Raw genomic sequence first — 22,781 nt, 5'->3', positions numbered from 1 at the left:
GATTGAGAACGCCAATTATTGCGGGAAACTGGAAGATGTTCAAGACGATTGCCGAAGCCAAGCAATTTGCTCAGGAAGTGAAGGCGGGGAGTGCGAAAGCTGGTGTGCAAAAGGTGGTTTGCGCCCCATTCACAGCTCTGCCAGCTTTGACTGAAGCGTTGCAAGGAAGTGATCTGGCTGTAGGAGCGCAGAATATGCACTTTGAGGAACAGGGCGCATTTACCGGTGAGATCAGTCCATCCATGCTCAAGGAGATCGGCGTCCAGTACGTCATCATCGGTCATTCCGAGCGTCGTCAGTACTTCAACGAAACGGATGAGACGGTCAATAAAAAAGTGCTGGCTGCGTTGAAGCACGGTCTCGTTCCGATCATCTGCGTGGGTGAGAGCTTGGAGCAGCGCGAAGCAGGAGATACATCCCATGTCGTGCGGACGCAGACAGAGGCAGCTCTGGCAGGTCTGGAAGCGGGTCAAGTAGCGGATGTCATCATTGCATACGAACCGATCTGGGCGATTGGCACAGGCAAGTCTTCCAGCGCACAAGAGGCGAATGAGACCATCGCGGTGATCCGTCAGGTGATTGCTGAGGGCTACGGACAAGAGGCAGCGGCAAACGTGCGAATCCAATACGGCGGCAGCGTCAAGCCGGAGAATATCGGCAGCTACATGTCGCAGTCAGATATCGACGGAGCATTGGTCGGGGGAGCCAGTCTGGATGCGGCAAGCTACCTTCAACTCGTAAATGGATCACTGCTAGAATAGGGAGGGAAAACAGATGGCACATCGGCCCAAGCCGGTTGCACTGCTGATCTTGGACGGTTTTGCCCTACGCGATGAAACGTATGGCAATGCAGTCGCACAGGCAAACAAACCACAATTTGATCGTTATTGGAATCACTATCCGCATGCGACCCTGGAAGCCAGCGGATTGGCTGTTGGTCTGCCAGAAGGACAAATGGGAAATTCTGAGGTAGGCCATCTGAACATTGGGGCTGGACGTGTCGTGTATCAGGATTTGACGAGGATTACAAAATCGATCCATGAAGGCGATTTTTACGATAATGAGACCTTGGTAGCGGCGTTTGATCACGCCCGCGAACACGGGACGCAGGTTCACTTGTTTGGATTGCTGTCGGACGGCGGTGTTCACAGCCATATCAAGCATTTGTACGCGATCCTGGAGCTGGCAAAGCGCAAAGACTTTGATCGGGTGTACATCCACGCTTTCCTGGATGGACGGGATGTTTCGCCGGACAGCGCGGTGGATTATATCGAGCAGCTGCAGACGAAGATCGCTGAGATCGGTGTCGGCAAGATCGCGACCGTACAAGGACGTTACTATGCGATGGACCGCGACAAGCGCTGGGAGCGTGTCGAAAAGGCGTACCGCGTGATGGCGTACGGCGATGGTCCAGCCTATACGGACCCGCTCAAAGCCGTGAAAGAGTCGTACGAAAAATCAATCATGGATGAGTTCGTCATGCCGACGGTCATCGTAGACGAGCAAGGCAAGCCTGTCTCCACGATCCAGAACCAAGACGCCATTATCTTTTTCAACTTCCGCCCTGACCGGGCCATTCAAACCTCGCAGGCCTTTACGAACGATGATTTTCGCGGCTTTGACCGCGGCGAGAACCGTCCGCGGGACTTGCATTTTGTCTGCCTGACTCACTTTTCGGAAACCGTGGACGGCTATGTCGCTTACAAGCCATCCAATCTGGATAACACACTGGGAGAAGTGCTTTCCCAGAACGGGCTGAAGCAGCTTCGCATCGCAGAAACGGAAAAATACCCGCACGTGACTTTCTTCTTGAGCGGGGGACGTGAACAGGAGTTTCCGGGAGAGACACGCATCCTGATCCCGTCTCCAAAGGTAGCGACCTATGATCTGAAACCGGAGATGAGTGCGCCAGAGCTGACGGATGCGGTCGTGAAGGAGATCGAGGCAGAGAACTTCGATGCGATCATCCTGAACTTCGCCAACTGCGATATGGTGGGCCACTCCGGAATGATGGAACCGACGATCAAGGCCGTCGAGACGGTCGATACTTGCCTGGGCAGAGTGGTCGATGCCATCCTCGCCAAGGGTGGCGTAGCGGTCATTACAGCGGATCACGGGAACGCGGATCTGATGCTGGACGAGGCAGGGCGTCCAATCACCTCCCACAGTACCTACCCGGTGCCTGTGATTGTGACCAAGGACGGCGTAGAGCTGCGCAAGGATGGAAAGCTGGCTGATCTTTCACCGACGCTGCTCGATCTGCTGGGCGTTGAACAGCCTGTCGAGATGACAGGAAAATCCTTACTTGCAAAATAGCCCGCCGTATCACAAACTGTAGAAGGATAGTTAGGTTAGGCGCATTTTTCTAAAAAGGAGATGGATGAGAGATGGCAATGATTACAGACATTTATGCACGCGAGATCATGGACTCCCGCGGAAACCCGACTGTGGAAGTAGAGGTTTACTTGGAAGACGGCACGATGGGTCGTGCAGCGGTTCCATCTGGTGCTTCCACTGGCGCCTATGAGGCTGTTGAGCTGCGTGATGGCGACAAATCCCGTTACCTGGGCAAAGGTGTACTGAAAGCAGTAGAAAACGTAAACGAAATCATCGCACCTGAACTGATCGGCATGGACGCTTTGGATCAGGTAGGCGTAGATATGGCCATGCTGCAGCTGGACGGAACTGACAACAAAGGCAAACTGGGTGCCAATGCGATTCTGGGTGTTTCGATGGCAGTAGCTCGCGCGGCAGCAGATTCCCTCGGCGTGTCCCTGTACAACTACCTGGGCGGCTTCAATGCAAAAACGCTGCCAGTGCCAATGATGAACATCCTGAACGGCGGCAAGCACGCTGACAACACCGTGGACATCCAGGAATTCATGGTTATGCCGGTAGGTGCAGAATCCTTCAAGGAAGCGCTGCGCACAGGTGCAGAAATTTTCCACTCACTGAAAAAAGTACTTTCCGATAAAGGCCTGAGCACCGCTGTAGGTGACGAAGGTGGCTTTGCGCCAAACCTGAAGTCCAACGAAGAAGCGATCACCACGATCCTCGATGCGATCAAGGCTGCTGGCTACGAGCCAGGCAAAGACGTTTTCCTCGCACTCGACGTGGCTGCTACCGAAATGTTCAAGGATGGCAAATACCACTTCGAAGGCGAAGGCGTTGTGAAAACAACCGAAGAAATGATCGCTTTCTACGAAGATCTGGTCAGCAAATACCCGATCATCTCCATCGAAGACGGCTTGTCCGAGGACGACTGGGATGGCTGGAAATCGCTCACTGACAAACTGGGCAGCAAAGTACAGCTCGTGGGTGACGATCTGTTCGTAACCAATACCGAGCGTCTGTCTCGCGGTATCGAAAGCGATACAGGCAACTCCATTCTCGTCAAAGTGAACCAGATCGGTACGCTGACAGAGACCTTCGAAGCGATTGAAATGGCCAAGCTGGCTGGCTACACAGCGGTCATCTCCCACCGTTCCGGAGAGACAGAAGACTCCACGATCGCAGATATCGCGGTAGCTACCAATGCTGGTCAAATCAAGACAGGTGCTCCATCCCGCACGGATCGCGTAGCGAAGTACAACCAGCTGCTCCGCATTGAGGATGAGCTGGGCGATACGGCTCGCTTTGGTGGACGCGCGGCGTTCTACAACCTGAAGAAGTAAGAATGTAAGATAGGAAAAGGACTGTATTCTCGCAGCTAGTGCGGGGTACAGTCCTTATTTAAATTATTGACAACATCCCCCAACAAGTATGAGGCCGGCTGGATGTTCTGGGCTTCAGCTGCCGTTTTTGCTTCCCTAAAAATTCTTCCAAGTAAAATCAATACTGAGATGTCCGATAGGTCGTTCCGTTGGTGTGACCTTTTCCTTGGTCGCCAGCTCAGGCTTGCGGAAACAGACGAGGTCTTTGTGATAACCAAAGTTCCGGCAGATTTCGGGTCGAACCGAATGGATGCCGCATTGATCTTTATGTAGATCGTAGAACATACAGGTTCCAAAAAATCTTGGCTGGTTCTCTAACGCTTCGCGAATCTTGCGTGGCATGGATTTGATTTTTTTATGTATGCGTTTATATTCTTTTTCGGTGATGGGAACAGGACCACAGCATAAGCCTTTGCAACCTTGGCAAGGCAAAGTTTCCATCTCTTTTACACCCTTTCTATCTATTCTCGAAGAACAGCATCAGCAAGAATATTATGAAAGGTTAAATCGTGTTTGTAAATAATAAAATATTTTATCATAACATAAATATTTAATTTTGTAAATAGTTATTTTGCAAAAAAACAAAAAAAGGCTTGATTCCACCGCCAGATCGGAGTGGATACAAGCCTATTCCTAATTTCGTGAAAGAGAGGTCTAAGCCAATACGACTTCCTTTTCGTTTTGCTTGGCCATCGCAGCAGCTAGGCGGCTCTTGCTGTACGGGATGCACATGGGGGTACCGTACAGGGGATCGAGTGTAATCTCACAATCCATCTGGAAAACGGTGCGAACCAAATCCTGCGTCATGACATCCTCTGGCGCTCCTTCGGCTACGACCGTCTGGTTGTTGACGGCAATGATATGGTGCGCATAGCGGCATGCCAGATTGAGATCGTGCAAAACCATGACAATGGTGCGCTGCTCGGTTTCATTCAGCTCGAACAGCAGATCGAGAATTTCAATCTGATGCGACATATCGAGATAAGTCGTTGGTTCGTCCAAAAGTATGGTTTCGGTTCCTTGTGCCAGGGTCATGGCAATCCAGGCACGTTGCCGCTGTCCACCGGAGAGGGAGTCGACGGGACGGTTGGCCAGGCTGGTGAGCTGCGTTGCTTCGAGAGCACGAGTCACCATTTTTTCATCTTCCTCCGACCATTGCTGCAGCCAGCTTTGGTACGGATAACGTCCTTGCTTGACCAGCTGCAAGACAGAGAGACCTTCTGGCGCTGTAGGTCCTTGCGGCAGGATAGCGAGTCGCTTGGCGACCTCTTTGGTCGAGCGCTTGGCGATTGCTTCTCCGTCCAGCAGGATGGCTCCTCCCTTTGGTTTCAACAAGCGAGCAAGGGAGCGCAGCAAAGTGGATTTACCGCAGCCGTTGCTGCCGATGAAAACCGTAATTTTTCCACGAGGAATGTTTAAATCCAGACCTTCAATAATATTGCGCTCTCCATACGACAAGGTTAGCTGACGGGTTTCCAATGCGTGCATGATCCATCCGACCCCTTTCACTTAGTGATTGCGATTTTTGTACAGCAGGTAAATAAAGAATGGCGCTCCTACAGCAGAAGTAAAGACGCCAACCGGAACATCGAGCGGAGAAAAAGCCATACGGGCAATCAAATCCGCAATGAGCACAATAAGCGACCCGATCAAGGCAGAGAGTGGCAAAGCGCCGCCAAAGGACGGCCCGATCAGCTGCTTGGCGATGTGTGGAGCCAGGAGGGCAACGAAGCTGATGTCGCCCCCGACAGATACGGCAGTTCCGACCAAGGCAGCGCAGATCATCAGAAGCATGAAGCGGTCGAGCTGCAACCTGCTGCCGACTCCAGTAGCGATCTCATCGCCAAGCTGCTGGATGTTTACCCTTCGTGCCAATATCGCTGCGGTGGCGATGAGAAGCATCGTCCAGGGCAGGATCATCTGCACGTCACTCCAGGATACACCGTAAATGCTGCCTGTCAGCCAAAGCAGCGCCTTGTTTTGAAGCAAAAATGGACTGAACATGATCAGCAGCGTCACGATGGCACCCGCAGCGATTTTGATACCGACGCCGATCATGACCAGGCGAAGGGGAGTCACCCCTTGCTTCCAGGCGAGTGCGTACAGAAGCAAGGTGGTCAGCATAGCGCCGAGAAAGGCGATAGGCGGCAGCCAGTGGATACTGGCGGTCTCGAACAACAGCAGGAAACCGACTGCACCTACAGAAGCGCCGCCGGAGACGCCCAAAATATCAGGCGAAGCGAGCGGATTGCGAATCACACCTTGCATGATCGCCCCTGCGGAAGCCAGTGCGGCTCCTACGAGAATGGCAATGATGATGCGCGGCATCCGGAATTGCTCGACAATCAGCACGTGCTGCTCCGATCCGATTCCGAGGAGGACCTTCACTACATCGAGAGGAGGGATTTTCATCTCTCCCATGCCGAGGCTGATTATCGCTACCGCAACGGTCAGGATGAGGGCAATCAGGGTGATCCACAATACCCTTTTATGTAACTGAAACGATGAAAAACGCTTGCCGACGCGAAGAGGGAGGTAGTCTTTCACTTTTCCTCCAGCCCCTTTCGTGCCACGTAGATAAAGAACGGGATGCCAATCAGGGCAGTCATGACACCAATCGGCACTTCCGCTGGCATGGCGACAAAGCGTGCGGCAATATCTGCGATCAACAACAGTATGGAGCCGAACAAGCCGCTGTAGAGCAGAACCCAGTGCGTGTCAATTCCGACAAAGAATCGAGCCAGATGTGGTGTCACGAGTCCGACAAACCCAATCGGTCCCGCGACGGCGACGGAAGAGCCCGCGAGAAGCACGAGCACCAGCCCCGTCATGATTTTGACCAGCAACGTCCGCTGACCTAAGCCTTTAGCTACATCATCCCCCATGAGCAGCGTCTGGATGGGACGCGCCAATAGAAAGGCGGCAATCCAGGCGACCAGCATATAAGGAAACACAGCTTCAAGGTACTCCAGCTTTCTTCCGCCGACCGAGCCAGCCAGCCAGAAAAGTACTTCATCAGCTGCTTTTTCATTCAATACCATCATGCCGTGCCGGATGGATGCGGACAATGCAGTAATGGCAGCGCCGGCCAGAATCAGTTTGACAGGGGATAGACCGTCACGCCCCAAGGAACCGAGAACGTAGACGATGATACCAGCGACCGCGGAACCGAGGAAAGCGATCCAGGTAAACTGGGTCAAGGAGCTGATTCCCACGAATGTGACCGCAAACACAACGAACAGAGAAGCGCCGGCATTGAGTCCAAACAGCTCGACATCGGCTACAGGATTGCGGGTCAGAGATTGGAGCAACGTACCTGCCAAGCCGAGACAAAACCCTACGGCGAGTGCATTCAGAACACGTGGGACACGTACTTCCTTGATGACAATATGTTCATTGGAGCCGTTGAACTGCGTGTAGGCATCGATCGCCGTCTGCCAGCTGGTGTTGATGACACCAAAAACAAGGCTGGCGTAGCAAAGGTACACAAGCAGAAGCAAACAAAGCACGACTCCCAGAGTCTTGCGCGTGTTACTGGACAACAACGGATACATAACAGCTACATCCTTATGATTTAGGTAATTTTACGGATAAAATACAGTGACAAAATCATTGTAGATGGTAATCTAGGCGAGTGTCAATGATGTTGATAGTCATTATCAGTTTCTGATTGACTTATTAGACTGAAAGTTGTAGGATGTGTATGTAATTGAGTATCATTCTCACTTTTTCAAAGGGTCTGAAAGGGGTCTTTTCACTATGTTATCTCGTACATATCGCACAGCAGGGGGCAAAGCATTCGCAGCATTCCTGTTGGCACTCGTCATGCTGGTCACAGGCTGCGGCGGAGGGCAAACCAGCGAGCAGAAGCCTGCTGAATCTCAAAGCGCCGAACAAGCTCCTGCTAATAACGCTGCGCCAGCTCCTGCTGCTGATCAATCCTATACCATCAAGCATGCGATGGGTGAAACAACCATCAAAGGTACGCCTGAACGTGTTGTGATGCTGACTACTCAAGGTGTTGAAACCTTGCTCGCTCTTGGTGTAAAACCTGTAGGTGCTGTTGGTTCCTTCACAGATCCAACGACCTTCTACGATTTTGTCAAACCTCAACTGGAAGGGGTTCAGGTAGTAGGGTCCGAATCCCAGCCAAACCTGGAAGCGATCGCTGCTCTGAAGCCTGACCTGATTCTGGGTATGAAATTCCGTCAAGAAAAAGTGTATCAGCAGCTGTCTGCCATCGCGCCGACCGTATTCGTAGAAGAGCCGCGCGGTGACTGGAAGGCCAACTTCACTCTGTTTGCTGAAGCGGTAAACAAGAAGGCTGAAGGGGAAAAAGTCATCGAGGAATGGAACCAGAAAGTTGCTGCGTTCAAGGAAAAAGCTGGAGACAAGCTGAGCACAGAGGTTTCAGTTGTTCGCTTTATGCCAGGTCGTGTGCGCATTTACTACAACGATACCTTCTTGGGCGCGATTATGAAGGATCTGGGACTTTCCCGTCCGGCAGCACAAAACAAAGAAGAGTTTGCTGCTGAAGTAACCAAAGAGCGCATCCCTGAAATGGATGGCGACATCATGGTGTACTTCACGTATGAAACAGGAAATGGCGAGGGCTCCAAGCTGGAGCAAGAATGGACTAACGAATCGCTCTGGAAAAACCTGAACGTCGTGAAAAACAACAAGGCCTTCAAGGTTGACGATACAATCTGGAATACATCCGGCGGTGTCATTGCAGCCAACAAGGTTGTCGATGAGCTGGAAGGATACATTCTCGGAAAATAAATAATTGGATGTACAAAAAACACTTGGCCGGGATGCCAGGTGTTTTTTTGTGTGCTTTGTTTCAGCTGTGGAAGTATTCGCTTACTCCGCTTCCTGACGCAGCATCGAGTCGCTGGTAAACCAGAGCTGATAGCTCAGCAAGCTGATCATGACGGAGGAGATGGCTGCTGCTGAGGAGAAGGTCAGCATGGTCAGGATCTGATAGCGGACGGCTTCGATCGGACTGGCTCCGGCGATGATCATCCCCGTCATCATCCCTGGCAGCTGCACGAGTCCGATTGTTTTCATCGTATCAAAAGTAGGGATCATACTAGCTTTCACAGCGCGTCTCAGAGTGCCCTGAATGGCTTGGCGACTGGTGGCACCTAGTGCGAGCAAGGCTTCGATTTCTCCACGGGCTGTCTCTGTCTCACGATTCATTTGACTAATATAAAGACCACATACAATCATAGAAGTGCCAATGACCATGCCGCTCATCGGATTCAGGCGAATCAAAAAAAGTGTGACTGTCTGTATCTTCCAATAATTGACCGTTTGCCATAAACCAGACGCGTTGGCTGGTCGTACGAGCCTCTTCCTGGTCGTGTGTGACCCAGAGGATAGTCGTACCCGTTCGGCCGTGAATATCACGTAGAAGGCCTTCTGTAGCCTGTTTGCTGATGGCATCCAGAGAGGAGGTCACTTCATCCAAAAGGAGGATAGCAGGCCGCAGGAGCAGGGTACGGATCAGGGCAAGCCGCTGCTTTTCCCCACCTGACAGCTGTTGTGCCGGCTTTTCCCAATCGAGATGATTCAGCCCGATCTGTTCCATCCACTGGCGGGCCTGTTTGACGTCGAATACGCGTTGATGCAGGTTGCTTGCAGCCCGCAAATTCTCTTCTACACTGCCTGGCAGCATCATGGGCTGTTGGTCTACGTAGCTGACGGCCATACGCCATGCCTCCGGCGTCCATTGGCTGCTATCCTTGTTGTCCAGAACCATTTTGCCGGAGCTTGGAAGGGTTAATCGCCCTAGTATGCGCAGCAAGGTGCTTTTCCCTTGACCTGATTTGCCAAGAATGCTGATGATAGCGGGTTCCGTAATGGTTGCGTGGAGATCGCGGAAAAGCCAGGGACCATCGGGAGGTTGAATCTGCTTGCCCAGATCTTCGAGCAGAAGAGTAGATGTCATGTTCTGTGATGCCTCCTTGTAAACATGGAAAACACCGAAGAGGACGAGTCTCCGGTGTTTATCCATACGGGCTATCTATGTACTTACTTATGTTCAGACAGCCATTGCGCAACTGCTTGAATTTCCGGTTGCTTTTTCAGCAATCCTGGTGGCATACCGCCTTTACCTTCTTTGATGATTTTGGCGATATCTTCAGCGCTGTGTGTTGCCCCTACAGTAGTCAAAGCTGGTGCTGCGATACCTTCCAGGTTTTGACCGTGACAGGATGCGCAGTTTTGTTTAAATACAGCGGCTGCATCAATATTGGCAGTTGGTGCTCCGCCACCTTGCGCTTCCTCCCCGTGACTTGGTGGGAAAAAGATCGATCCTACGAGTGCAATGAGAAATACAAGAAACAAGATACCGAACGAAGTGAAAAAGGCCTTCGCGGAATCAATTACGTCGTTTTGATTCATGTCTTTTTTGTTGGACCCAGCCATCTGACAAAGACCTCCCAAGGCAAGTATAAAGGTTCACATGCAATTTTACGGCAAAATCTTGACAGTTGCAAGGAACCTAAGAAAAGGACAAAGAAAGTACACAATTTCCATATTATACAGCTGGAAAACGGCAATTTTTGCTTATGAATTTGACAAATTACCCGAAAACCGATAAAATGAATGACAGTCATTCATGTTTGTGAAGGGTGGGCAGCGGCATGGCTAGTAGATCTGATGACAAATATCAGAAGCTTTTAGTAGCGGCGATCGACGTCATAGCTGAAAAAGGACTCGATCAGACGTCAATTTCAGATATTGTCAAAAAAGCCGGGGTTGCACAGGGGACCTTCTATTTATATTTCTCATCTAAAAAGGCTTTAATACCCGCAATTGCTGACAACTTGTTTGGGATGACGTTAGAGCGTATCAAGGAGAAGGCGGAATCCAAAGAAAAGCTATGGGATGTCTTGGAGATTGTGGTCGATGAAACCTTCAAGATCACAGAAGAACATAAGGACGTGATTGTCCTTTGCTATTCCGGGCTTGCCATCGATCATTCTCTGGAGAAATGGGAAGCGATCTACCAGCCGTATTATCAATGGCTTGAGAATCTATTGAATCAAGCCGTGCAAGCAAACGAAATCGTGGCGGATCTGCATGTAAAATGGACAGCCAAGACCTTGATCAACATGATTGAGAATGCGGCTGAGCGCTACTACATCGGCTTGGAGCAAGACGATTCGCTGGAAGCATTCAAGCACGAGCTCCTGATTTTCCTGAAACGAGCGTTATTCAAAGCCTAAAAAAGTAATTGGAGTACATCCAATGCTTTTTTTATACGCGCAAAATGACTGACATTCATTCATTAACAAAAGGAGGCAGAACATGATGAGGTGGTTCTTAGTTATTGCAGCAGGTCTGCTCGAAGTGGTCTGGGCATCGAGCCTGAAAACGGCCTCGACCCCTTTACAGTGGATGGGAGTCGTCCTCTTGATTGCATTCAGCTTTATCATGCTGATCAAGGCTTATAAGCAAATTCCGGTAGCGATTGCTTATGCTGTCTTTGTCGGGATCGGGACAATAGGTACGTATATCGTCGGGGTCGTGATGGGCGATCCGTATTCGCTAACGCAAGCGATTGCCCTGCTCGGCGTCTTGCTTGGCACTGTAGGTTTGAAGGTTTTTACCAAGACTGATGAAAAAGAGACGAAAGGAGAGCGAGCGTAATGGCGTGGATGTTATTGGTATTAGCAGGCCTGGAGGTGTGCAGGGATCGGGTCGGTGGGAATTACCGTGTTGGGGTTTGTTTGGTTTAAGGAAAAGCTGAGTAAAGGGCAAGTAATTTCCCTGTCTATTTTGATCGTAAGTGTTATTGCACTGCGTATGACCAGCTGATGCAACAGAAATGATATATTATGGAAGGGAAAGCTTGTTGCTGATCCTATCTAAATATGGTAAAGTGTTTTTATTGGTTTTGTACCGTCTTGGAAATCCGTTTTGAGGTGAAATGAGATGGCATTGGCTGCGAAAATCATACTTGTGATCGCAAGTATTGGATTAATTATCGTCGTATTGTTGCAATCCGGAAAAAGTGCTGGCCTGTCGGGAGCGATTGGCGGCGGTGCTGAGCAATTGATGGGCAAACAAAAAGCCCGTGGAATTGACGCGCTTTTAGGGAAGTTGACCGTTGTGTTTGCGGTTTTATTCATGGTCTTTACGATCGTGCTCGGTTATTTCTTGAAAACAGGAGCGTAATAGGCGAACGACTCAAAGGCAGCAAGTGCGACTTGCTGTCTTTTTCGCTATTGGGATTGCGTCTCGTCTGAGCGGTGAATACTACATACTACATGATAACGAAAAGAGCAAGGATGCAAGTCCGTGCACAATAGGAGGTTTGTGAATGAAAGATCAGGATATCCTGGCGTTCATGCGGGAGCAGGCGTATCACCCAATGACCGTGAGGGAGCTGGAGGAAGCGTTTGGTTTGGAAGACGCTGATGCCTTCAAGGAGTTAGTCAAAACGTTGAATGGGCTGGAGGCGAGCGGGGAAGTGGTTCGTACCCGGGCCAATCGCTACGGAGTACCGGAGAAAATGAATCTGGTGCGTGGCCGATTGCAGAGCCATCCCAAAGGCTTTGGCTTTGTGATTCAGGAAACGCCTGGAATGGATGATGTGTACGTACACGCCAACGATATGAACGGCGCGCTGCACGGAGATACCGTGCTTGTCAGGGTCGAAAAAGAAGCGGGTGGAAATCGTCTGGAAGGACGCATTATCCGCGTCGTGGAGCGGGGTATTACGGAGGTAGTGGGGACGTTCAAGGACGAGACCTACTACGCGTTTGTGGTCCCGGATGAAAAGCGACTGGGCAAGGACATCTTCATCCCGAAAGAAGCGTACAACGGTGCGGTAGACGGGCACAAGGTCGTGGCCAAGATCGTCCGTTATCCAGAAGGGCGAGTAAATCCGGAAGGTGAAGTTGTCGAGATACTGGGTCATAAAAATGATCCAGGCGTAGACATTTTGTCCATTATCCGCAAATTTGGCCTGCCAGAGTCTTTCCCTGAGGATGTATTGGCAGAAGCTGAAGCGGCACCGGACGAGATCTCAGAGGAAGAGATTCAGGGTCGCCGCGATTTGCGTGATCGCATGATGGTGACGATCGACGGGGCAGATGCGAAGGACCTGGATGATGCGGTATCGCTGGAAAAGCTGCCGAACGGCAATGTTCGTCTCGGCGTGCATATCGCAGATGTGAGCTATTACGTCCGAGAGAAATCTCCGCTGGATCAGGAAGCATTTCGTCGCGGGACCAGCGTCTATCTGGTGGATCGCGTCATCCCGATGCTGCCTCATCGTTTGTCTAATGGGATATGCAGTCTCAACCCGCAGGTAGACCGTCTGACGATCTCCTGCGACATGGAGATGGATCATGAAGCCAAGGTCGTGAAGTACGACATCTTTTTGAGCGTCATTCAAACGAATGAGCGGATGACCTATGCGGATGTCCGCAGCATTTTGCAGGATAAAGACGAATCGTTGATCGAGAAATATAGCGAGCTGGTTCCGATGTTCCAGGAGATGGAGCAATTGGCACTCAAGCTGCGCAAAAAACGGATGCAGCGCGGAGCGATTGACTTCGATTTTCGCGAGGCCAAAATTTATGTAAATGAAGAAGGGACGCCGACTGACATTGGTTTTCGGACGCGTTCCATTGCAGAGCAGATCATCGAGGAGTTCATGCTTGCAGCGAACGAGACCGTCGCGGAGCACTTCCATTGGATGAAGCAGCCTTTCATGTACCGGATTCACGAAGACCCTAACGCAGAAAAGCTGATGGCGTTCATGGAATTCATCACGAATTTCGGCTACTCCATTCGTGGAAAAGGAAATTCGGTGCATCCGAGAGCCCTGCAGCAGCTATTGGAAGAGGTCAAGGGCACTCCGGAAGAGATCATCATCAGCACCGTGATGCTGCGCTCGATGAAGCAAGCGCGCTATGACGCGGAAAGCCTGGGGCACTATGGTCTGTCGACGGACTTTTACACGCACTTCACGTCGCCCATTCGCCGTTATCCAGACCTTATCGTGCATCGTCGGATTCGCGAATGGATCGAGTGGGGCGAGCAGCTGTCGGAGAAGCGCATGGCCTACTGGCAGGAAAATATGCCGTTGATCGCCGAGCATGCGTCTCAACGGGAGCGTCTGGCTGTCGATGCGGAGCGGGAGACCGATGACCTGAAGAAAGCCGAGTTCATGCTGGAGCGGGTCGGTGAGGAATTCGAAGGCGTCATTTCTGGCGTGACTTCATTTGGGATTTTTGTGGAGCTGCCGAATACCATTGAAGGTTTGGTTCACGTCAGCTTCCTGACCGACGACTACTATCATTACCATGAGAGAATGTACGCGCTGGTCGGTGAACGGACAGGGAAGCAGTTCCGCATCGGGGATGTCGTCCAGGTGCGAGTAGCCAATGTCAATGTGGACGAGAGAACAATCGATTTTGAAATCGTCGGCATGACCAAGCAGGCGGGCTTCCGCGGAAGTCGCGAGCGGACGCCAAAAGTCATCGATGGGCGTGGAAACGAGCGAAGAGGCGGGACCAGGTCCAAGCAAGACGGTTCACGTCCGTCCCGGGATAAAGACAAGACGCATCCGGCTGCGATCCGACAAAAGTACAAAGAGCGCCGTGCTGCAAATGGAGCGTCTGGGAAAAAATCATCTCGTCGAACAGGCTCTGCAGGTGTGCCAGGAAGTGAGGACGTCGTAGCGATGACGAACGGAGAAGGAACCGATACACCAGCTGCGAGTCAAAAGGGATTCTGGGAGGATCTTGTTCACTCCAAGAAAAAGAAACGGAAAAACGTCGCCAGTCAGGCGAAGAGAAAACGCCGTTAAACAGTTGTTTAGCTGGCCATTCTGGGTGAAAACAGCGGGAATGGCCGGGTAAATCCCTTGCCACAACGTTAAAAATTTGCTAAACTAACTGATACCAATGCGGAACATGCACAAGCGAGGTGATCCCCATGTCAAAAGATAAAGCCGGTACCAAGACGATTGCTCAAAACCGAAAAGCCCGCCACGATTATCACATCGAGCAAGTATTTGAGGCAGGCATCGCCCTGACCGGTACGGAGATCAAAGCAGTGCGTGCAGCCCGCGTGCAGCTCAAAGACAGCTTCGCCCGCGTGCAAGATGGTGAATTGCTCCTGTACAACGTGCATATCAGCCCGTACGAGCAGGGCAATCGTTACAACCACGAGCCAGAGCGCACACGCAAGCTCCTGATGAAACGTCTGGAAATCCTCAAGCTCAACGGCTTGCTCCGGGAGAGAGGCTACTCGCTCGTCCCGCTCAGCATCTACCTCAAGGGTGGATGGGCCAAGGTAGAGCTGGCGCTAGTCAAAGGGAAGAAGAACTACGACAAGCGCGAGGATCTCAAGAAAAAGGACGCAGCACGGGAAGTGGAGCGTGCTTTGCGGGAGCGGCAGAAGGTGTAGTTTGGGACAGAATCGCCTAGTTGGATCGCGCTGGCAAGACTGGCAGGAATCCACGTTGAGAAGTGCATGACTTTTGTGCTATAGTGAAAGAGCAGTAAACACTGTTAACAACACACAATACAGTCTAGGTGTGGAACGGTAGGTTACCTCTCTTCGCCTAGACTTTTTTATCCCATCCTGGGGGCGTTCTGGATTCGACGAGGATGGTAGAGCATGAGAAGCGAGCCGGGGGGCTGCGGACCTCGTCAACAACGCGGAACGCCATTAACTGGCAACAAACAACTTTCTCTCGCTGCTTAATAACCAGTGAGGCGCTACCACTCCATCGCCCATGTGGCGTGACTAGCGCTCAACTTTAGTGGGATACGCCAGAGGCTTCCGCCTGGAGCCGAAGGAAGAAGATGAATCAGGCTAGGTGCTGGGTCAGCGCGTCACTCCGCGAATCCATCACCGAAATCTAAATGAGTGACTGCGCTCGGAGATGCTCATGTGTCGCTGTTTTCGGACGGGGGTTCGAATCCCCCCGCCTCCACCAAATACATAAAAAGTGAAGCCACCTGATGTGTGACTTAAACCATATTTTTGCCGCATCGGCAAGGTTATGCTTTAAAAAACTTTAGGCAAATATATGCTTTAAAGTTTTTTATTTATATTCGGGCATGGTTGGATTGCCTTTAACAAGGTGTTCATAATGACTGTAAATACTCTTGGCGAGCGAGTTAAAATGGTTAGGAAAAGGAATAAATTGACTCAAGTTGATTTTGCTAAAATTCTTGGTATATCTCAATCGAATTTAAGTGAGATTGAATCAGGAAAATCAAAACCATCTATTGATGTTCTGATTTCATTGATAACTCAGTTCGAAATAGATTTGCAGTGGCTTTTATTAAGCGAAGTGACATCTTGTAAAACTGAAATAGCAAAAGACGAAATGGAATTAATTAGTTCTTATAGAAAGTTACAGGATATTGCTAAAGAAGAAGTTTTAGATTTTGTAAATTTAAAATTAGCTCGATATAGAAGGAAATAACACTCAAAGACTCGTCGAATTAGCTTTTTATACAAAAAATAGGGGGATGACAGAAAAAATCTGTCATCCCCCTATTTTTTGTTAAAGAGTTTACGTTGTTGACCAAATCAAATCAACCCTTTAAGATTAAAGGGATAACCATCTTTTTGTTTTATTGGTAAGTATGAGATGTGGGGCATCTCAATATTTACTAGTCTCATGTGATACTCAACCAACATTATTCTACAAGTTCATTTTGTAGAATACAAGAACTTTTTTCATAAACACTACGCAAGAACTACATAATTCGAAAAAATTCAATAGTTGAATCGTAGGATACATGGGACTAGGGATGGTTACATATATCAATTCTTGCGAGGTGTATGGTTAATGAACACGCTAGTAAATTTTGCAACTGTTGGACTTCAGATGGAGGACTTGTTACAACGCATATGCAGTACGCTTCAAATCACTAGAACACAATACGATGCAATCGAAACATCTTATGGGTCTGTATCTAAGTGGCTCAGTGGCGATGAAGACTTATTGAAAGATGTTGATGTTGTCATCTATCCACAAGGATCATTGCGTATTGGTACTACGGTAAAGCCACTGTCGAAACAAGAGTATGATTTGGATCTTGTGTGCGAATTAAAGCTAGACTGGAGTAAAACCGATGCTATGGAAGTGTTTGATGCAATTAAAAAGCGGATGCTCCAAAATGAAACATACGCACAGATGTTAGAAGTGAAAAAACGATGCGTTCGGTTGAATTACGCTGGGAATTATCATTTAGATATACTTCCTGCATGTCCAACCAATCTTGTTAGCGACGATTGTTGTGTAAAAGTTCCCGACCGATCCGTAGAGGGATGGAAGGACAGTAACCCAAAAGGTTATGCTGAATGGTTCGACAAAGTTGCAAATGACTATATACCGTTGCAACAGTATGAGTTGTTTGAGAAGAGAGCAGAAATTCAACCACTTCCGGATGTAGAAGCAGTTGAATTAAAGCCCCCACTCAAAAGAGCTGTTCAACTCATAAAGCGGTATAGAGATGTTTATTTCGAAAATAATCCGGAATTTGCTCCGATCAGCATAGTTCTGACCACACTGGCAGCTCAAACATACAACAAACAAGGTTCTGTTGCCGAAACTATTCAAGGGGTTCTCGATGGGATATCTGTTTTACTTTCTAAGGCTCAACAACAGAATAAACGACTGAAGGTTGCGAATCCAATGAATCCACTTGAAGATTTAAGCGAGCGTTGGGATAACGATGCAATGGCGTACAAGCATTTCGTGAAATTTGTTTATGATTTTCAACGTGAGTGGAACCAAATCATAGATCTCCGTGGTATTCAGTATGTTTCGACAGCCCTCATAGGTATGTTCAAAGGTCATCTACCAGTTGAAGAAGAACTTCGTAAGCAAGCTAATTTCATGAGAGTACTCCGGGAGAATAATAAATTAGGAGTGACATCCTCTGGAATCCTTACAACTAGCATGCTCTCCAATACTATTCCTGTAAAGGGACACAACTTCTATGGATCAGTTTAAACGCAAGATGTATTTGAATGGTCCAAATAAGTGGTTGATTCGTGTCAAGGTTCCAACCTTGGCCGAACAGTCACATTCTCTTCTAGAAGCCTATCCGCAATTTACAGTGGTTCATTCAAATCTGAATGAAATCATTTGGCAGGGCTCCCTTCAGCCAACAGAGTTATCTCTGTCCTATACCGTGAAAATTTTGTATAGGCGTAATGATAAACAGAAATTGAAAGTATGGGTAATCTCGCCAGCACTAAAGGTAAGAGAAGGAGAGTCTAAAATTCCTCATATGTATGAGCAGGACAGGCTTTGTTTGTATTATCCCCAGGCAAGGGAATGGACGCCTAGAAAATGGATCCACAAGACTATAGTCCCCTGGATTTGCGAATGGCTTTATTATTACGAGATTTGGCATGTTACCGGTGAATGGTTAGGTGGAGGTATTCACGGAGAGGCAGATCCGGAAAGTGAGGATAAAGAGGATGTATAAAATCCTGTCTATAGATGGTGGGGGAATAAAAGGGGTTTTTCCTGCATCATTTCTGGCAACGATAGAGGAAGACTTGGAAGGGAAATCGATTGTAGAGTACTTTGATCTTATTGTAGGAACATCAACCGGTGGATTAATTGCACTTGCACTAAGTTTAGGATTTAGGGCATCAGAAATTTTAAAGTTCTATGAGGAATTCGGTCCCCAAATTTTTGAGCGTCGTGGTTTGTTGTCCCAATTATCAAAAGCTAAGTATGCACAAGAACCCTTGAAGAAAGCACTGCAGGAATTGTTTCAAGATAAAGTGATTGGTGATTGTAAAACGAGATTAATCATTCCTTCTGTTAACCTTAATACAGGGGAAGTGTATATGTACAAAACTGCCCATCATGAGCGATTCAGAAGCGATTATAAAAAGCCCATCATTGAGGCAGCATTAGCAACTTCTGCGGCACCTACGTACTTTCCGGTTCAATTTGATTCAGCAGGCGCAGCCCTCGTGGATGGTGGAATATGTGCAAATAACCCAGCAGGTTTAGCAGCTGTAGAGGCAGTGAGTGTACTTGGATGGCCAGTTGGAAATGTTCAATTATTATCGATAGGTTGTACTATGGAACCAATTTTAGTAGATTCAGATAGATCTGCTGGAGATATGGGGGCAGCTCAATGGGGAATGAATCTGTTGCACTTAACTATGGCTGCTCAATCTTCTCTTTCCTACGGAACAGCTCAGTTGTTATTGGGACATCAGAATGTACATCGAATTTGTCCAGTGGTTGGAAATGGGAAATTTAGCCTGGATGGAGTTGATAAAATTCCAGAGTTGAAGGGGATCGGAAGTGTTGAAGGAAGAAAAGCCAAATCTCTCTTCTGGGATATTTTCCTGAAAAGGGAAGCTGAGCTATTTCTACCGATTTATCAACTAGTGTAAGTTTCTTGATTTAATAGGTAGGGACTATGATTTGGTTCCTTTTGGGTTTAAAGGATGGTTATCTGATTTCAAGTGACCATCTTTTTCTTATTCAGCCTCCATAATTCCTACATATTGTCCTTCTATACTTACAGCACAAGAAGAGACAGACATTCGATAAGGGAGGGCAGATTCTTACGGTATTGTCGTTGAATTAGCTGTATGATTATCCCTCGGGGTTGTTAGGTATTTAGCGAGGGACACTATCTATCGGGAGCATTGTGACCATGTTCATGATAAGCGTATACTTTCTCAAACGTAAGAAGGAAAGATGATTGCAATTGAACGACTGAGAGGTGCTTAGGTTGTCCAATATTCTGATCGTAGATGATGAGCGACAAATCCTTGAAATACTGTCTTCGTATTTAAAAAAGGAAGGATACCATGTCAGTACAGCTGAAGATGGTACACAGGCACTGGAATATGCTTCGACGTATCCTATTGACCTCATGATCCTCGATTTGATGTTGCCAGACATGACTGGAGAGGATGTGTGCAGGGAGATCCGGAAAACTTCACGAGTGCCAATCTTGATGTTGACGGCGAAAAGTGGGGAGGCCGACAGAATCACTGGTTTGGAGATAGGAGCAGATGACTATATTATTAAACCATTTAGCCCACGTGAGCTCGTCGCAAGAGTTAGAGCAATACTGAGAAGAGCAGGGGAGTACCAGGTATTGAGCGATCTCATCCGCATTGGCGAAATAGAGATTTCCCTTCGTGAGCGTAGCGTTACCAAGAAGGGTATTGCTCTAGAATTGACATCCAATGAATTTCGCTTACTTACCACTTTGGTTCGTCACCCAGGTCGAACGTGGACACGTGAAGAATTAGTGGAGGAAGTACTCGGAATGGACTTCATAGGCAGTGATCGAACGATCGACACGCATATCAAGAATTTACGTCAAAAGATCGAAGATGATCCAAAACAACCGGAATACATTAAGACTGTATATGGATTGGGTTATCGCTTTGACAATCCCACGAGGAATGGGAGATAACTTATGAGGCGCATATGGATGAGGCTTGCACTGACCTTCATGGCCGTTAGCGCCAGTGGCATTTTGATATCCACGGTTTTGTCCATTAAAGAAATGGATTATCATTTTTCAATGTATCTGAATGAGGTCAATCAACAGCACGAACAGGATCTGCTGGACATCCTTGAGAACGAGTATCAAACAGGACTAGGATGGGACGATCAAACATATCTAAAACTGAAAGCCGCTTCTTCCGTATTAGGTTTGCAGTTTTCCCTGTTTGACCAGGAGCATAGGCTCATTCGAACGTTTGGAAAAGCTGTGAACCCTGAAGATACAAGTAGCGTGAACATGATTCCTATAAAAGAACGGGATCATACAATCGGGTATATCGGCATTCAATATGACAACTCGTACGCCATGTCGTTGGAGGAACACTTCCGGATGGCTCATACGAATGCTATGCAGTGGACCATGCTCGCTTTGCTACTCCTCGTCTGTATCGCCAGTATTTTCATTGCAAAACGTCTTGCTAAACCGATCGTAGATATGAGTGACGCTTCGCGAGCTGTTTCAAGAGGAGATTTATCTATCAGAGTGGATCTGCCCCAAGGGGAAGACGAATTGTCCGTTCTCGTGCATTCATTTAATAATCTCGTTCAAAGCCTACAAAAGCAGGAGGAACTGAGGAAACGGCTTACGTCTGATATTGCACACGAGCTACGTACACCATTAAACACATTGCTTGCCCAGACTGAAGGAATGTTGGATGGCATTTGGGAAGCTACTCCAGAACACCTAGAGGCAACTCGTTCCGAAGTGTTGCGGCTCATCCGCATCGTAAGCGATTTAGACCAAGTTATCCAGGTAGAATCCGGAGCACTAAACATCTCTCAAAATGAGATCAATCTAACCAATGTAGTAGGTGGAATTGTGGAATCGATGACAGCAGCCTTTCAGCTACAAGGAATTCAAGTGAAAAGTTACTTGAAATCCACTGCATGGATTATGGGGGACCAACAAAGAATTGCTCAAGCGATCTCCAACCTGCTTACAAACGCTTTGAAGCACACACCACCAGGGGGTGAAGTGAACGTCACCCTCGAACAAAAGAAGAGGATCGTCGAGGTCAAGGTCGTAGATAACGGAACGGGAATTTCACCCGAAGATTTACCCTTTGTTTTTGAACGGTTTTATCGGGGAGATCGCTCACGAAATCGGGAAAAGGGAGGAACCGGTCTCGGTTTGACCATTGTGAAGGGGATCGTGGAAGCTCACCAGGGAAACGTCGCCATTACAAGTGAAGTGGGCAAGGGTACCATTGTGACACTTACATTTCCGGCGATAAGGAACCCAGCATAAACAAGGGAACGTATGTAGCTTTGATTTTGTTGCAAGGTCCAGATGGTAACGGTCGTATCGTTACCATCTTTTTTTACGCTTTTTGCTTTTTTAAAGCTATTGATTATATCGTTATTATATGATGCTATCATCATTCCATAAGGAAAATAGGAGATTTTGTTTCACTGGATCCCAAAAGAACTGAAAAAAGTTGGCGATCAGTAGGTAAAATGGGGGCAGGGGGTACTTGCTCTCTTTGTTCACTTCATAAACTGAAATGGCTTCGTTATATTCATTTTTAATAAAGCGATGCTATCTCTCAACAGCTTATTTAATCGAACCAACAGGAAGTCATAAGTAATTTTATCCCACAAAAACTGTTCTGAATGTTGTAACATAGAATTATGAATAGGTAATCGAAAGGATTGTAAAACGATGGAGCAGGATTGGTTTCTGCAATCTTTTTATTCTTTAATTCAAGAAAAAATTCAAGAAAATCCGAATATTGACCTCGACGATAAAAAAATTCAAGCATTAATGAGCAAAGTAATTGAGAATACACTGCCAGAATCAGCAGCATTGTTGTTAGGTTCACTGAAGGAAAAATCTATGGAAATGCTGGAGGAACATAGATTAGAGAGAATTGAGTTTGAGGCACGGCTTCAAAGAAGATGGTCAAAGCCTATAAATTTGCTTGAAACATTAATTGTTATTTCAAGTGAGAGTGGTGAAACATGTTATAAAGCATGTATCGACAAAGCAATTGAAGAAAACTGCACCGTATTTGAGGTGCTTGTAAAAATTCATGCACGGGCATGTCAAATATCTTATGAAATTTTATGTTTATTAAAGGGAGGATTTGCTGATGGAGCAATCTCCAGATGGCGGACTCTCCACGAACTATCCGTACTAGCTGCCTTTATAAGTCAAAATAGTAATGAAGTTGCGAAAATGTATCTGGAATATGAGTATATTGAAAGTTATTATGAAATGCTAGAGTATATTCGTTACGCACCCATATTAGGATTTGAAGAGTTAACAAAGGAAGAAATTGAGAAGTTAACTGAATCAAGAAACGATCTAGTTTCCAAGTATGGTCCTGAGTATGATAAGCCATTCGGCTGGACGATGAGTGTCCTCCCTAAAAAGGAGAGGAATTTCAAAGGAATTGAAGAGAATATTAAATTGGATCATTTGAGACCGTTCTACAAACTCACATGTAATTGAATCAATTTCATAAATCTGAGCCCTACGGGCTCAAGGTTTTTTGAGCATAGAAAAAGGAGTACCTCCC

Annotated in this window: 23 protein-coding genes, 1 other RNA gene and 1 pseudogene; 18 read left to right on the top strand and 7 right to left on the bottom strand. The window is 47.9% G+C overall.

The window, feature by feature from the left end; translation table 11 throughout:
- Window positions 1-2 precede the first annotated feature (2 nt).
- From tpiA to eno, 3 genes are all read left to right on the top strand, one after another.
- Window positions 3-761 carry a triose-phosphate isomerase gene (gene tpiA / locus JZI27_RS20940; RefSeq protein ID WP_280209107.1) on the top strand — a complete coding sequence of 253 codons (759 nt, stop codon included), beginning with the start codon at window positions 3-5 and terminating at the stop codon, window positions 759-761.
- A 13-nt stretch (window positions 762-774) separates the two neighbouring features.
- The gene (gene gpmI, locus JZI27_RS20935) at window positions 775-2,316 is read left to right on the top strand and encodes a 2,3-bisphosphoglycerate-independent phosphoglycerate mutase (RefSeq protein WP_251243205.1); all 1,542 of its coding nucleotides are present in this window, start codon (window positions 775-777) and stop codon (window positions 2,314-2,316) included.
- Between the two features lie 71 nt (window positions 2,317-2,387).
- On the top strand, window positions 2,388-3,674 hold the full coding sequence (gene eno / locus JZI27_RS20930; RefSeq protein WP_122911131.1) for a phosphopyruvate hydratase: 1,287 nt from the start codon (window positions 2,388-2,390) through the stop codon (window positions 3,672-3,674).
- 135 nt (window positions 3,675-3,809) lie between these two features.
- On the opposite strand, the gene JZI27_RS20925 is transcribed toward eno, so the two are convergent.
- The 4 genes from JZI27_RS20925 to JZI27_RS20910 form a co-directional block, all read right to left on the bottom strand.
- A complete protein-coding gene (locus tag JZI27_RS20925) occupies window positions 3,810-4,154 on the bottom strand; it encodes a YkgJ family cysteine cluster protein (protein ID WP_122911132.1) in 345 nt (114 codons plus the stop codon).
- Window positions 4,155-4,367: 213 nt separating this feature from the next.
- Window positions 4,368-5,201, bottom strand: a complete 834-nt coding sequence (locus JZI27_RS20920; RefSeq protein WP_280209105.1) for an ABC transporter ATP-binding protein — start codon at window positions 5,199-5,201, stop codon at window positions 4,368-4,370.
- Window positions 5,202-5,222: 21 nt separating this feature from the next.
- Entirely contained in the window at window positions 5,223-6,260 is a 1,038-nt protein-coding gene (locus JZI27_RS20915; protein WP_280209103.1) for a FecCD family ABC transporter permease, read from the bottom strand.
- Window positions 6,257-7,267 (bottom strand): FecCD family ABC transporter permease, encoded by a 1,011-nt coding sequence (locus JZI27_RS20910; RefSeq protein ID WP_280209101.1) that lies wholly within the window; start codon window positions 7,265-7,267, stop codon window positions 6,257-6,259. The genes JZI27_RS20915 and JZI27_RS20910 overlap by 4 nt, the downstream gene beginning before the upstream one ends.
- 205 nt (window positions 7,268-7,472) lie before the next feature.
- On the opposite strand from JZI27_RS20910, the gene JZI27_RS20905 reads away from it, so the two are divergent.
- Window positions 7,473-8,495 carry an ABC transporter substrate-binding protein gene (locus JZI27_RS20905; protein WP_280209100.1) on the top strand — a complete coding sequence of 341 codons (1,023 nt, stop codon included), beginning with the start codon at window positions 7,473-7,475 and terminating at the stop codon, window positions 8,493-8,495.
- Window positions 8,496-8,576: 81 nt separating this feature from the next.
- Here the strand turns inward: JZI27_RS20905 and JZI27_RS20900 are convergent.
- The 3 genes and pseudogenes from JZI27_RS20900 to JZI27_RS20890 form a co-directional block, all read right to left on the bottom strand.
- Window positions 8,577-8,981 (bottom strand): annotated as a pseudogene (locus JZI27_RS20900) (ABC transporter permease); the annotation flags it as partial.
- Window positions 8,920-9,666 carry an ABC transporter ATP-binding protein gene (locus tag JZI27_RS20895; RefSeq protein WP_280209099.1) on the bottom strand — a complete coding sequence of 249 codons (747 nt, stop codon included), beginning with the start codon at window positions 9,664-9,666 and terminating at the stop codon, window positions 8,920-8,922. The gene JZI27_RS20895 and the pseudogene JZI27_RS20900, both read right to left, overlap by 62 nt.
- Window positions 9,667-9,749: 83 nt before the next feature.
- Entirely contained in the window at window positions 9,750-10,145 is a 396-nt protein-coding gene (locus JZI27_RS20890) for a YqzM family protein (RefSeq protein ID WP_122911140.1), read from the bottom strand.
- A 218-nt stretch (window positions 10,146-10,363) separates the two neighbouring features.
- On the opposite strand from JZI27_RS20890, the gene JZI27_RS20885 reads away from it, so the two are divergent.
- From JZI27_RS20885 to JZI27_RS20825, 14 genes are all read left to right on the top strand, one after another.
- Window positions 10,364-10,948 carry a TetR/AcrR family transcriptional regulator gene (locus tag JZI27_RS20885; RefSeq protein WP_280209098.1) on the top strand — a complete coding sequence of 195 codons (585 nt, stop codon included), beginning with the start codon at window positions 10,364-10,366 and terminating at the stop codon, window positions 10,946-10,948.
- 85 nt (window positions 10,949-11,033) lie between these two features.
- Window positions 11,034-11,372 carry a DMT family transporter gene (locus JZI27_RS20880; protein ID WP_280209118.1) on the top strand — a complete coding sequence of 113 codons (339 nt, stop codon included), beginning with the start codon at window positions 11,034-11,036 and terminating at the stop codon, window positions 11,370-11,372.
- A gap of 45 nt (window positions 11,373-11,417) precedes the next feature.
- Window positions 11,418-11,540 carry a DMT family transporter gene (locus JZI27_RS25115; RefSeq protein ID WP_122911142.1) on the top strand — a complete coding sequence of 41 codons (123 nt, stop codon included), beginning with the start codon at window positions 11,418-11,420 and terminating at the stop codon, window positions 11,538-11,540.
- Window positions 11,541-11,657: 117 nt separating this feature from the next.
- Window positions 11,658-11,900 (top strand): preprotein translocase subunit SecG, encoded by a 243-nt coding sequence (secG, locus tag JZI27_RS20875; RefSeq protein ID WP_122911143.1) that lies wholly within the window; start codon window positions 11,658-11,660, stop codon window positions 11,898-11,900.
- A 145-nt stretch (window positions 11,901-12,045) separates the two neighbouring features.
- Window positions 12,046-14,544: a ribonuclease R gene (rnr, locus tag JZI27_RS20870; protein ID WP_280209097.1), complete on the top strand. Its 2,499-nt coding sequence runs from the start codon at window positions 12,046-12,048 to the stop codon at window positions 14,542-14,544.
- Window positions 14,545-14,672: 128 nt separating this feature from the next.
- Entirely contained in the window at window positions 14,673-15,146 is a 474-nt protein-coding gene (smpB, locus tag JZI27_RS20865) for an SsrA-binding protein SmpB (protein WP_280209095.1), read from the top strand.
- Window positions 15,147-15,325: 179 nt separating this feature from the next.
- Window positions 15,326-15,681: a transfer-messenger RNA gene (gene ssrA / locus JZI27_RS20860) on the top strand.
- Between the two features lie 156 nt (window positions 15,682-15,837).
- On the top strand, window positions 15,838-16,176 hold the full coding sequence (locus tag JZI27_RS20855) for a helix-turn-helix domain-containing protein (protein WP_251243211.1): 339 nt from the start codon (window positions 15,838-15,840) through the stop codon (window positions 16,174-16,176).
- A 369-nt stretch (window positions 16,177-16,545) separates the two neighbouring features.
- Window positions 16,546-17,715, top strand: a complete 1,170-nt coding sequence (locus JZI27_RS20850; RefSeq protein ID WP_251243212.1) for a nucleotidyltransferase domain-containing protein — start codon at window positions 16,546-16,548, stop codon at window positions 17,713-17,715.
- On the top strand, window positions 17,702-18,196 hold the full coding sequence (locus tag JZI27_RS20845; protein ID WP_221175570.1) for a type II CBASS E2 protein: 495 nt from the start codon (window positions 17,702-17,704) through the stop codon (window positions 18,194-18,196). The genes JZI27_RS20850 and JZI27_RS20845 overlap by 14 nt, the downstream gene beginning before the upstream one ends.
- Entirely contained in the window at window positions 18,189-19,127 is a 939-nt protein-coding gene (locus JZI27_RS20840; protein ID WP_280209092.1) for a CBASS cGAMP-activated phospholipase, read from the top strand. Before JZI27_RS20845 ends, JZI27_RS20840 begins: the two co-directional genes overlap by 8 nt.
- Before the next feature lie 344 nt (window positions 19,128-19,471).
- Window positions 19,472-20,167 carry a response regulator transcription factor gene (locus tag JZI27_RS20835; protein WP_122911148.1) on the top strand — a complete coding sequence of 232 codons (696 nt, stop codon included), beginning with the start codon at window positions 19,472-19,474 and terminating at the stop codon, window positions 20,165-20,167.
- A gap of 3 nt (window positions 20,168-20,170) precedes the next feature.
- The gene (locus tag JZI27_RS20830; protein WP_122911149.1) at window positions 20,171-21,508 is read left to right on the top strand and encodes a HAMP domain-containing sensor histidine kinase; all 1,338 of its coding nucleotides are present in this window, start codon (window positions 20,171-20,173) and stop codon (window positions 21,506-21,508) included.
- Window positions 21,509-21,922: 414 nt separating this feature from the next.
- Window positions 21,923-22,714, top strand: coding sequence for a DUF5677 domain-containing protein (locus JZI27_RS20825; RefSeq protein ID WP_280209091.1), 792 nt, complete (start codon window positions 21,923-21,925; stop codon window positions 22,712-22,714).
- Window positions 22,715-22,781 lie beyond the last annotated feature (67 nt).

Source organism: Brevibacillus sp. AY1, assembly GCF_029870785.1.
Lineage (GTDB): Bacteria > Bacillota > Bacilli > Brevibacillales > Brevibacillaceae > Brevibacillus > Brevibacillus invocatus.
Note: the sequence above shows the minus strand (reverse complement) of the source record. Positions and strands in the feature narration are given on the sequence as shown.

Excerpts from the sequence above, each read along its gene's own strand:
- JZI27_RS20845 (WP_221175570.1), top strand. The coding sequence starts at position 17,702 with ATGGATCAGTTTAAACGCAAGATGTATTTGAATGGTCCAAATAAGTGG.
- eno (WP_122911131.1), top strand. The coding sequence starts at position 2,388 with ATGGCAATGATTACAGACATTTATGCACGCGAGATCATGGACTCCCGC.
- JZI27_RS20905 (WP_280209100.1), top strand. The coding sequence starts at position 7,473 with ATGTTATCTCGTACATATCGCACAGCAGGGGGCAAAGCATTCGCAGCA.
- smpB (WP_280209095.1), top strand. The coding sequence starts at position 14,673 with ATGTCAAAAGATAAAGCCGGTACCAAGACGATTGCTCAAAACCGAAAA.
- JZI27_RS20840 (WP_280209092.1), top strand. The coding sequence starts at position 18,189 with ATGTATAAAATCCTGTCTATAGATGGTGGGGGAATAAAAGGGGTTTTT.
- JZI27_RS20925 (WP_122911132.1), bottom strand. The coding sequence starts at position 4,154 with ATGGAAACTTTGCCTTGCCAAGGTTGCAAAGGCTTATGCTGTGGTCCT.
- JZI27_RS20880 (WP_280209118.1), top strand. The coding sequence starts at position 11,034 with ATGAGGTGGTTCTTAGTTATTGCAGCAGGTCTGCTCGAAGTGGTCTGG.
- JZI27_RS20850 (WP_251243212.1), top strand. The coding sequence starts at position 16,546 with ATGAACACGCTAGTAAATTTTGCAACTGTTGGACTTCAGATGGAGGAC.
- gpmI (WP_251243205.1), top strand. The coding sequence starts at position 775 with ATGGCACATCGGCCCAAGCCGGTTGCACTGCTGATCTTGGACGGTTTT.
- rnr (WP_280209097.1), top strand. The coding sequence starts at position 12,046 with ATGAAAGATCAGGATATCCTGGCGTTCATGCGGGAGCAGGCGTATCAC.
- JZI27_RS20920 (WP_280209105.1), bottom strand. The coding sequence starts at position 5,201 with ATGCACGCATTGGAAACCCGTCAGCTAACCTTGTCGTATGGAGAGCGC.
- JZI27_RS20885 (WP_280209098.1), top strand. The coding sequence starts at position 10,364 with ATGGCTAGTAGATCTGATGACAAATATCAGAAGCTTTTAGTAGCGGCG.
- JZI27_RS20890 (WP_122911140.1), bottom strand. The coding sequence starts at position 10,145 with ATGGCTGGGTCCAACAAAAAAGACATGAATCAAAACGACGTAATTGAT.
- JZI27_RS20825 (WP_280209091.1), top strand. The coding sequence starts at position 21,923 with ATGGAGCAGGATTGGTTTCTGCAATCTTTTTATTCTTTAATTCAAGAA.
- JZI27_RS20895 (WP_280209099.1), bottom strand. The coding sequence starts at position 9,666 with ATGACATCTACTCTTCTGCTCGAAGATCTGGGCAAGCAGATTCAACCT.
- JZI27_RS20910 (WP_280209101.1), bottom strand. The coding sequence starts at position 7,267 with ATGTATCCGTTGTTGTCCAGTAACACGCGCAAGACTCTGGGAGTCGTG.
- secG (WP_122911143.1), top strand. The coding sequence starts at position 11,658 with ATGGCATTGGCTGCGAAAATCATACTTGTGATCGCAAGTATTGGATTA.
- JZI27_RS20855 (WP_251243211.1), top strand. The coding sequence starts at position 15,838 with ATGACTGTAAATACTCTTGGCGAGCGAGTTAAAATGGTTAGGAAAAGG.
- JZI27_RS20830 (WP_122911149.1), top strand. The coding sequence starts at position 20,171 with ATGAGGCGCATATGGATGAGGCTTGCACTGACCTTCATGGCCGTTAGC.